The sequence below is a fragment of the Streptosporangium sp. NPDC048886 genome, assembly GCF_055586905.1.
In genome coordinates this window covers 19,577-29,445 of record NZ_JBVJHH010000010.1, presented here as the reverse complement: position 1 = coordinate 29,445, position 9,869 = coordinate 19,577, and the positions used below count along the sequence as shown (strand labels likewise).

At 71.5% G+C, this 9,869-nt stretch carries 5 protein-coding genes, 1 tRNA gene and 1 CRISPR repeat array; of the genes, 4 read left to right on the top strand and 2 right to left on the bottom strand.

Annotated features, from left to right (window positions below):
- Window positions 1-4: 4 nt before the first annotated feature.
- A CRISPR array of direct repeats spans window positions 5-1,253; the repeat unit is 28 nt; unit sequence GTCGGCCCCGCACCCGCGGGGATGGTCC.
- Between the two features lie 878 nt (window positions 1,254-2,131).
- Window positions 2,132-2,217: transfer RNA gene (locus ACZ6R6_RS14035), tRNA-Leu, on the bottom strand.
- Between the two features lie 165 nt (window positions 2,218-2,382).
- On the opposite strand from ACZ6R6_RS14035, the gene ACZ6R6_RS14030 reads away from it, so the two are divergent.
- The 3 genes from ACZ6R6_RS14030 (at window position 2,383) to ACZ6R6_RS14020 (ending at window position 6,631) form a co-directional block, all read left to right on the top strand.
- Window positions 2,383-3,690, top strand: a complete 1,308-nt coding sequence (locus ACZ6R6_RS14030; RefSeq protein WP_470093260.1) for a M20/M25/M40 family metallo-hydrolase — start codon at window positions 2,383-2,385, stop codon at window positions 3,688-3,690.
- Window positions 3,691-3,811: 121 nt separating this feature from the next.
- Window positions 3,812-4,423, top strand: a complete 612-nt coding sequence (locus ACZ6R6_RS14025; RefSeq protein ID WP_470093652.1) for a hypothetical protein — start codon at window positions 3,812-3,814, stop codon at window positions 4,421-4,423.
- Window positions 4,424-4,654: 231 nt separating this feature from the next.
- Entirely contained in the window at window positions 4,655-6,631 is a 1,977-nt protein-coding gene (locus tag ACZ6R6_RS14020) for a chaplin family protein (RefSeq protein ID WP_470093259.1), read from the top strand.
- Window positions 6,632-6,848: 217 nt separating this feature from the next.
- On the opposite strand, the gene ACZ6R6_RS14015 is transcribed toward ACZ6R6_RS14020, so the two are convergent.
- The gene (locus tag ACZ6R6_RS14015) at window positions 6,849-7,034 is read right to left on the bottom strand and encodes a DUF5703 family protein (protein ID WP_012895568.1); all 186 of its coding nucleotides are present in this window, start codon (window positions 7,032-7,034) and stop codon (window positions 6,849-6,851) included.
- Window positions 7,035-7,191: 157 nt separating this feature from the next.
- Between ACZ6R6_RS14015 and topA the strand changes: the two genes are divergently transcribed.
- Entirely contained in the window at window positions 7,192-9,840 is a 2,649-nt protein-coding gene (gene topA / locus ACZ6R6_RS14010) for a type I DNA topoisomerase (RefSeq protein WP_470093257.1), read from the top strand.
- Window positions 9,841-9,869: the final 29 nt, after the last annotated feature.

Below are 9,869 nucleotides of genomic sequence, written 5' to 3'. Positions count from 1 at the left end.
CACGGTCGGCCCCGCACCCGCGGGGATGGTCCCGCCCGGGGGCTAGCCGGGGGGAGCCGAGACCGGTCGGCCCCGCACCCGCGGGGATGGTCCCTCGCGCGTCTCCGCACGGGGGTATGGACCACGGTCGGCCCCGCACCCGCGGGGATGGTCCCGCCCGGGGGCTAGCCGGGGGGAGCCGAGACCGGTCGGCCCCGCACCCGCGGGGATGGTCCCTCTGGGAACTCTGGGAACCGTGCAGGTCAGAGGTCGGCCCCGCACCCGCGGGGATGGTCCCCGGGCTCACTGATGTTGACTACCAGAGGTCGAGTCGGCCCCGCACCCGCGGGGATGGTCCTAGGACTCGCCTGAGGGAGGATCCTTTTTCTGAGTCGGCCCCGCACCCGCGGGGATGGTCCCGCGCAGGGCGTCATTGCCGGTGTTTCGGATGGGTCGGCCCCGCACCCGCGGGGATGGTCCCGCGCAGGGCGTCATTGCCGGTGTTTCGGATGGGTCGGCCCCGCACCCGCGGGGATGGTCCGAGGGGGCAGCCCCCGCGCGCCGCTTCCCTTCGGTCGGCCCCGCACCCGCGGGGGTGGTCCCCCCCGAGATGCTGGATGCCCTGATGGATCGGCGTCGGCCCCGCACCCGCGGGGATGGTCCTCTTAGACAGCGCCGCGTCGATTACGCCCCGCGGTCGGCCCCGCACCCGCGGGGATGGTCCGCCAAGGAGCACAGACATGAGCATCACCGAGATGTCGGCCCCGCACCCGCGGGGATGGTCCCTCCTCTACCCGGCGATGTAGCTCGCAACGACGGTCGGCCCCGCGTCCGCGGGGATGGTCCCGCCCGGAGGGATGTCCAGGGTGGAGACCTCCTGTCGGCCCCGCGTCCGCGGGGATGGTCCCATGGCCACGACCTGGACCTCCCAGCGCGGGATGTCGGCCCCGCGTCCGCGGGGATGGTCCTGCTCAACGACCCGTCCCGGCTCCCGGCCATGGGTCGGCCCCGCGTCCGCGGGGATGGTCCGCAGCGTGAGGACTGGTTCGCCGAGCGAGAGGTGGTCGGCCCCGCGTCCGCGGGGATGGTCCGAAGTAACCCAACCGCCAGGCACCGCGCCCACGGTCGGCCCCGCGTCCGCGGGGATGGTCCCGGTACGGCGGGCATCAGGGGGCCTCCAGGGTGGTCGGCCCCGCACCTGCGGGGATGATCCCGTCTCCAGGAAGGTCGGCGCGAGATCCGGCGGGTCGGCCCCGCGCCCGCGGGGATGGTCCCGACGCGGCGGACGGGTCCACGATGATCCAGTCGCTGGCCCCGCGCCCGCGGGATGGTCCCGCGATCAGCGAATGGTCGGCCTCCACCGCCTGGTCGGCCCCGCACCCGCGGGGATGGTCCTGGCTCCGAGCCGACCTCCTGAACGGAACCGCCGTCGGCCCCGCGCCTGCGGGGATGGTCCCGTGATCGGGTTGAAACCCCGTTCGTGCACCGTGTCGGCCCCGCGCCCGCAGGGATGGTCCCCGCATCGGTGCTCTCCAGCTCCTTTCAGGTTTGTCGGCCCCGCGCCCGCGGGGATGGTCCCTCCACCGGGACGAACGACACCCCCACGACCGCGTCGCCCCGCGCCCGCGGGGATGGTCCCGTCTTGATCCAACGCGTCGACGGCACCCAAGTGTCGGCCCCGCGCCCACGGGGATGGCCCCAGCCACGTTCCACCGGGATTGCGGGTCACGGTGTCGGTCCCGCGGGGATGGTCCGGTCCAAGACCAGGCCGATGTCCCCGGCAAAGCGTCGGCCCCGCACCCGCGGGGATGGTCCCTGCGCGTTCACGTCCATCCCCACGACCCACTCGTCGGCCCCGCGCCTGCGGAGATGGTCCCTACGCGCCGAGGGGGGACGTATGAGCGGATCGTTGACCCTGCATCCGGGGGATGGTCTCGATGACCGGTCCCCGGCCGGCCATGAGCCGCCGTTCGCGAGATCAAGCCCCACGAGTTCGTCGTTCTTCCCACGCCCGTGGGGGTGAGCCGCGTAGCGGAAGGCGAAGATCTACGCAGGTCTGGGCCTGTGGCTGGTCTATCACCCTGGAAAGAGAAAAGTCCTGGTCACTTCGTTAAGTGACCAGGACCCTCAGGACCCCATGGGGATCAGTGCGTGTCCGAGGGGGGACTTGAACCCCCATGCCCCGCAAAGGGCACTAGCACCTCAAGCTAGCGCGTCTGCCTATTCCGCCACCCGGACTTGGTGCCTGCACGCGGGACCGTCATCCCGCGTCGGCGGAATCAGGTTAGCAAACTCTTGAGCTTGCGTCATATCGGTAAGGGACCGGGGTCGGAAGGGATGCCCGTGGGGCGGTGGCGGCGGCAGGATGGGAGGCGCAAGCCGTACGGAAACGAAGGAGCCGACATGACCGCGCTCAATGGTGAGGACGAGGTCGCGGAGCTGTGCCGTGACCTGATCCGGATCGACTCGACCAACGCGGGCGACAACGCCGGCCCCGGTGAGCGGGACGCCGCCGAATACGTGGCCGGGAAGCTGGCGGAGGTCGGGCTGGAGCCGCGGATCCTGGAGTCCGACAGCCGCAGGGCGAACGTGATCGCCCGCATCGAGGGGGAGGATCCCTCCCGCGACGCGCTGCTGCTCCACGGCCATCTCGACGTGGTCCCCTTCGACGCCGGCGACTGGACCCATCACCCGCTCGGCGGGGAGATCGCCGACGGCTGCGTCTGGGGGCGCGGCGCGGTCGACATGAAGAACATGGACGCGATGATCCTCGCGGTCGTCCGGCAGCGGCTCAGCGAGGGGCGCCGGCCGCCGCGGGACGTGGTGCTGGCGTTCACCGCCGACGAGGAGGCCGGCGGCACGTACGGCGCGCAGTGGCTGGCCGGCGAGCACAAGGACCTGTTCGAGGGGTGCACCGAGGCGATCGGCGAGGTCGGCGGGTTCAGCGTCTCCCTCGACGAGGCCCGCAGGCTCTACCTCATCGAGGCGGCCGAGAAGGGCATCGCCTGGATGCGGCTGACCGCCAGCGGCCGGGCCGGGCACGGCTCCATGCTCAACGGCGAGAACGCCGTCACGGAGCTGGCCGAGGCGGTCGGCCGGATCGGGCGCTACGAGTGGCCCGTACGGCTGACGCAGACGGTCAGGACCTTCCTCGCCGAGACCTCCAGGGCGCTGGAGCTGGAGCTCGACCCGGACGACGCCGAGGCGACCGTGGCCAAGCTGGGCCCGCTGGCCCGGATGATCGGCGCCACGCTGCGCAACACCGCCAACCCCACCATGCTGCAGGGCGGCTACAAGGCCAACGTCATCCCGCAGACCGCGACCGCGCACGTGGACGGCCGCTTCCTGCCCGGATACGAGGAGGAGTTCTTCCAGACGCTCGACGAGCTGCTCGGCCCCAACGTGACCAGGGAGTTCGTCTACCACGACATCGCCCTGGAGACCGGCTTCGACGGGCCGCTGGTGCGGGCCATGACCGACGCGCTGCTCGCCGAGGATCCGGGCGCGCTCGCCGTGCCGTACACCCTGTCGGGCGGCACGGACCTGAAGGCGTTCAGCCGGCTGGGTATGCGCGGTTTCGGGTTCGCGCCGTTGAAGCTCCCGGCGGACTTGGACTTCTCCGGGATGTTCCATGGGGTGGATGAGCGGGTCCCGGTGGATTCGCTCCGGTTCGGGGTGCGGGTGCTTGACCGTTTCCTGGACGGTTGCTGAGACGTTCCACGGAAAACCATTGCACTGACTGCCCGTAGTGCTAACGTAACTCTCCGTCGAGGGGTTGGGCCGCGCGTGAAGCGGGTCCGCCCAGGAGCTTTGGGGAGGTCACGTGGCACGCATGCCGCAGGAGCAGTGGAGGGCGTCCTCGCCCGCTGCTCGGCGCGTGCCCGTGGCCGTTTCCGCTGACGAAGCGATCTTCACCCGGGCTGACCGGATGGCGCGGTTCGCGGCCGGCAGCCGGCAGATCGTCATGCGAGTCTCCGCGGTCGGCGCCCTGCTGGCCGCCGGATGGCTGCTCGCGGTCGTCTTCGGGCTCCTCGGCGCCGCTCCGGCGGCCGCGGACACCACCGCGGCGACGGGAGTGGCGCGCTCCGGCGCCCCCGACTCGGCCGCTTCCGGATCGGCCCTCCAGGCCGATGTCTTCCCCACGGAGAGCGGCGGGCTGTCGGCGACAGGAAACGCCGAGGCCATGGCCGGGCGAGGCATAGACGGGCTCACCAGCCAGTCGAAGCCGGCGTCCCCGGCACCCACCACCGTTGACCACAGCTCTGGCGCCGATGGATTCGTGCCCCAGACCAGCGGTGGATCCGGCTTCTCGGGGCCGGGCGTGGGGGACCTCTCGCGGTTCGTCTACGACCCGCGGTTGACGGCTCAGCGCGCCCCACTGGCGTGTGTGCTCCCCCCGGTGGTCCGCACAGCGGCGGACGACCCTTCCTTCTCTCCCGACTGACTCCGTCCCATAGCCCGGCCGCCTCTCCAGTCGAGCCTGCCGGTCGCGGAGCGTGCCTCAGCCCCCGTCTCCAGGGGAGCCGCTCCGCTCCATGACGGTCAGTGATTTCCCATCCCTCGTGACGGCCCTCGGGGCTCCCGCTGTGCGGGCTCCCGTCAGGACCTCGCATGGCTCCGCACGCCGGTCACGAGATGTCAGGTATCCCCCCAAGAACCGCAAGGAGCATCAATCATGCGTACGTGGGTTAAGGGCACGACCCCCGCGGCACTGCTCGCGCTGGGCGTCATGACCCTCGGCAGCGGTACGGCTTTCGCGGACACCTCCGGCGACAACTCGATCGGCGGCGGCAACCAGGTCAACGCCCCGATCTCCCTGCCGGTCGACATCAGCGGCAACGCCGCGGCCGTCGCCGGCACCTCGACGGCGGCCTCCCAGGGCGGCGCCTCCGTCGAGGACAACGGCGGAGGCATCCCCGGCGAGACCTCGGGCAGGGGCAGCGTCCTGGGCGGCAACCAGGTCAACGCCCCGATCACCGCCCCGGTCAACGCCTGCGGCAACGCGCTGTCGCTGTTCGGCGGTTCCGAGGCGGGCTGCAAGGGCGGCGCGTCCGTCAGGGGCGGCGGCCGGGGCGGGTCCGGGGGCAACCGGACCGACGGCGACCACAGCGTCCTGGGTGGCAACCAGGTCGTCGCCCCGATCACCGCGCCGATCAACGCCTGCGGCAACTCGATCGCGATCTTCGGTGACGCCGTCGCGGGCTGCCGGGGCGGCGCGTCCGTCCGGGGCGGCGGCCGGGGCGGGTCCGGGGGCAACACCACCTCCGGCAGGTCCTCCGTGCTCGGCGGCAACCAGGTCGTCGCCCCGATCACCGCCCCCGTCAACATCTGCGGCAACTCGGTCGCGGTCGTGGGCAAGGCCTTCGCCGGCTGCAAGGGTGGCGCCGAGGTGACCGGCGGGCCAGGCCGTCCGGGCCGGCCCGGCAAGCCCGGCTATCCGGGCGGACACGGTCCGCGCCCGGGCTGGCGTCCCGGCGCGGGCGGCAACGACACCGACGGCCGCTTCGCCGCCGGCAGCGGCAACCAGGTGATCGCTCCGATCACCGCCCCGGTCAACGTCTGCGGCAACGCGGTCGGCAACGCCGCGGCGGGCTGCAAGGGCGGCATCTCCGCCGGGAACGCCGGGGGCGGCGCGGGCGGCAACCGCACCTCGGGTGCGAACGGTGTGCTCGCGGGCAACCAGGTGGTGGCGCCGATCACGGCGCCGATCAACATCTGTGGCAACGCCGTCGCGGTCGTGGGCAAGGCCTTCGCCGGCTGCAGGGGCGGCGCCTCGGTGTCGTCGAAGGGTGGTGGTCTCGGGGCGGGCGGCAACCGCACCTCGGGTGCGAACGGTGTGCTCGCGGGCAACCAGGTGGTGGCGCCGATCACGGCGCCGATCAACATCTGCGGCAACGCCGTCGCGGTCGTGGGCAAGGCCGAGGCCGGTTGCAGGGGCGGCGCCTCGGTGTCGTCGAAGGGTGGTGGTCTCGGGGCGGGCGGCAACCGCACCTCGGGTGCGAACGGTGTGCTCGCCGGTAACCAGGTGGTGGCGCCGATCACGGCGCCGATCAACATCTGCGGCAACGCCGTCGCCGTGCTGGGTGACGCCGCGGCGGGCTGCCTGGGAGGCTCCCACGTCGGCGGGCCGGGTGGCGGGCACCACGGCGGGCACCACGGCTACGACCACTGGGCCCAGCGGGTCGGCGGCCGCGCCGGCGGCGGCCTCGTGCCCGCCCTCCCCGTCATCCCGGCTCTCAGTGGAGCCCAGGGCGCCGGCAAGGCCGTCCCGGGTCTCGGCGGCGCGCAGGGCGCGGGCAAGCCGGGACGGCGTGCGCACGGCGCCGGGCTGCCGCAGCCGCCCCTCGTCGGCGAGGTGCGGGACATGGCCGGCCTGCCGGAGCTCCCGGCCGTTCCCGGCACTCCGATGACCGCCCAGGACGTGCGGCAGAAGGCCGGTTCGCCGCTGGCCCCCGCGACCGACCTGGTCTCCTCCACCCCGATCGGCGGGGCGCTCCCCGTGGGCGACCTCGGCCTGATGAGCGCCGCTCAGCCCGTGGGGGTGACCGGAATGAACTCCGGCTCGCTGGCCGTCCTGCTGCTCGGTGCCATGGCCGCCGCGTCCGCCGCGCTTTTCGTGACCGCCCGCCGCATCCGTTTCGGTCGGAAGTAAGACAGTAGTAACTCTCCAGCCATGTCCCCTCGGATCAACCGAGGGAGGCGCACAGACGCTTCACCGGTAGCGAGGGAGAGTGGCGGTTCCGGACCGCCCTCTTCCCTTGTACGGCGAGGCAGAGAAGCTTTGCCCGTTCCGGGGGCGCGGCCCGGGACGGGCAAAGCCATGTCCGGGGCCGGCGGCCCTCACCGGGGTGACCGGGGCGTGCGCAGAGTCACATCGTCCTGGTCACACGTATGATCTTGCGACGCAGTCGGACGTCCCGGCGGCCGTCGGGATACAGTCTCAGGCGGTCGAGTTCCCAGTCGCCGTATTCTGCATGTTCGGTGAGAATCTGCCGGGCGGCGTCTCTGGAGGTGCCACGCGGAAGATGGAGAACCAAGTAGGAGTAGTCGAGCACAGCGATTAGTCTCCGAGGGTGGGCTGGGGGACGTCGGCACTCATAGGGCTTTATTGTGCGTCCTTGCGGCTTTCCTTGGGAGTGTGCCCGATCCAGACCGGGTAACCCGAGGGGAAGAAAACGGGGAACCAATGCGAACAGCGAGGTAGGAAGCAGCGTGCCAGCCAAGAACGGCAACGCCGGCGGAACCCGCCTGGTGATCGTCGAGTCGCCTTCCAAGGCGAAGACCATCGCTGGGTACCTCGGCCGCGGCTACGTCGTGGAGTCCAGCATCGGGCATATTCGCGACCTCCCCGAGAAGGCCGACGACATCCCCGAGAAGTACAAGGGTGAGTCGTGGGCCCGCCTGGGCGTCAACGTGGACCACGAGTTCGAGCCGCTCTATGTCGTCAACCACGACAAGAAGGCGCAGGTGAACAAGCTCAAGCAGCTGCTGAAGGACGCCGACGAGCTCTACCTGGCCACTGACGAGGACCGGGAGGGCGAGGCGATCGCCTGGCATCTGCGCGAGGTGCTCAACCCCAAGGTGCCGGTGCACCGCATGGTGTTCCACGAGATCACCCCGCGGGCGATCCAGGACGCGGTGGCCAACCCGCGTGCCCTGAACCTGCGGCTGGTCGACGCCCAGGAGACCCGGCGCATCCTCGACCGCCTCTACGGCTACGAGGTCAGCCCGGTCCTGTGGAAGAAGGTCAAGCCCCGCCTGTCCGCCGGCCGCGTGCAGTCCGTGGCGACCCGGCTGGTCGTGGAGCGCGAGCGCGAGCGCCTGGCGTTCACCAGCGCGAGTTACTGGGACCTGCAGGCGCTGTTCGACACCGGCCGCCCGGAGTCCCCGCGCGAGTTCACCGCCACGCTGACCGGTGTGGACGGCAAGCGCGTCGCCCAGGGACGTGACTTCGCGAGCAACGGCGCGCTCAAGAGCGCCGACGTGGTCCACCTGGACGAGCAGGCGGCGCGGGCCCTGGCCGGGCGGCTGACCGACACGGCCTACAAGGTCAACTCGGTCGAGCGCAAGCCGTACACCCGCAAGCCGTACGCGCCGTTCCGGACGACCACGCTGCAGCAGGAGGCCAGCCGGAAGCTGGGCTTCTCGGCGAAGTCGACCATGCAGATCGCCCAGCGCCTGTACGAGAACGGCTTCATCACCTACATGCGGACCGACAGCATCACGCTGTCGGAGACCGCCATCGCCGCCGCGCGCAGCCAGGCCATCAAGCTGTACGGCGCGGCGTACGTGCCCGACAAGCCGCGTGTCTACGCCAGCAAGGTGAAGAACGCCCAGGAGGCGCACGAGGCGATCCGTCCTTCGGGCGAGGAGTTCCGCACGCCGGGCGAGACCGGGCTGAGCGGCGACATGTTCCGGCTGTACGAGCTGATCTGGCAGCGGACCGTCGCCTCCCAGATGAAGGACGCGGTCGGCGAGTCGGTCAGCGTCAAGGTGGGCGGCACCTCCAGCTCCGGCGAGCGGGTCGAGTTCGGCGCCACCGGCCGGACCATCACCTTCCACGGCTTCCTCAAGGCCTACGTCGAGGGTGCGGACGACCCGTCGACCGACCGCGACGACTCCGAGAAGCGCCTGCCCAACCTGGACGAGGGCGACCGCCTCACCGCGGCCGAGCTCAACGTGCTGGCGCACGCCACCAAGCCGCCCGCGCGCTACACCGAGGCCTCGCTCATCAAGGAGCTGGAGGACCGGGAGATCGGCCGTCCCTCGACCTACGCGTCGATCATCGGAACGATCCTGGACCGCGGTTACGTGTTCAAGAAGGGCACCGCGCTGGTGCCGTCCTTCCTGGCGTTCGCGGTGGTCAACCTGCTGGAGCAGCACTTCGGCCACCTCGTCGACTACGACTTCACCGCCGACATGGAGAAGGTCCTCGACGACATCGCCAACGACCGGGCGGAGCGGGTGCCCGAGCTGCGCCGCTTCTACTTCGGCGAGGAGGGCGACGAGGGCCTGAAGGAGCTGGTGACCGATCTCGGCGAGATCGACGCCAAGGAGATCAGCTCCTTCCCGATCCGGGGCACCGACATCATGATCCGGGTGGGCCGTTACGGCCCCTACCTGGACCGTGAGGGCGCCCGGGTGAACGTGCCCGAGGACCTGGCGCCCGACGAGCTCACCGCCGAGCGGGCCGAGGAGCTGTTCTCCCGTCCGACGGGCGACCGGGAGCTGGGCAAGGACCCGGTGACCGGCAACGTGATCGTGGCCAAGGACGGCCGCTACGGCCCCTACGTGACCGAGGTCCTCCCCGAGGAGCCGCCGGCCGAGGGAAAGAAGAAGGCGAAGAAGGCCGACGCCCCCAAGCCGCGCACGGGGTCGCTGCTGAAGTCGATGTCCCTCGACACGATCACCCTCGACGACGCGCTGAAGCTGCTCTCGCTGCCCAGGAAGCTCGGGGAGATCGAGGGCCAGGAGGTCACGGCGCAGAACGGCAAGTTCGGTCCCTACATCAAGAAGGGCACCGACTCGCGCTCGCTGGCCTCCGAGGAGGAGATGTTCACGGTCACCCTGGAGCAGGCCGTGGCGCTGTTCGCCCAGCCCAAGGCCCGGGGCAGGCGCGCCGCCGCGGCGCCGCCGCTGCGCGAGCTGGGTGAGGACCCCGTCTCCAAGAAGCCGATCGTGGTGAAGGAGGGCCGGTTCGGCCCTTACGTGACCGACGGCGAGACCAACGCCTCCCTGCGCAAGGGCGACGAGGTCGAGCAGATCACCACCGAGCGGGCCGCCGAGCTCCTCGCCGACCGCCGCGCCCGCGGCCCGGCGCCCAAGCGGCCGACCCGCGCCAAGGCGAAGGCCAAGGCCTGACACAGGGCTCGGCGGGGCCGGGCGGCCTC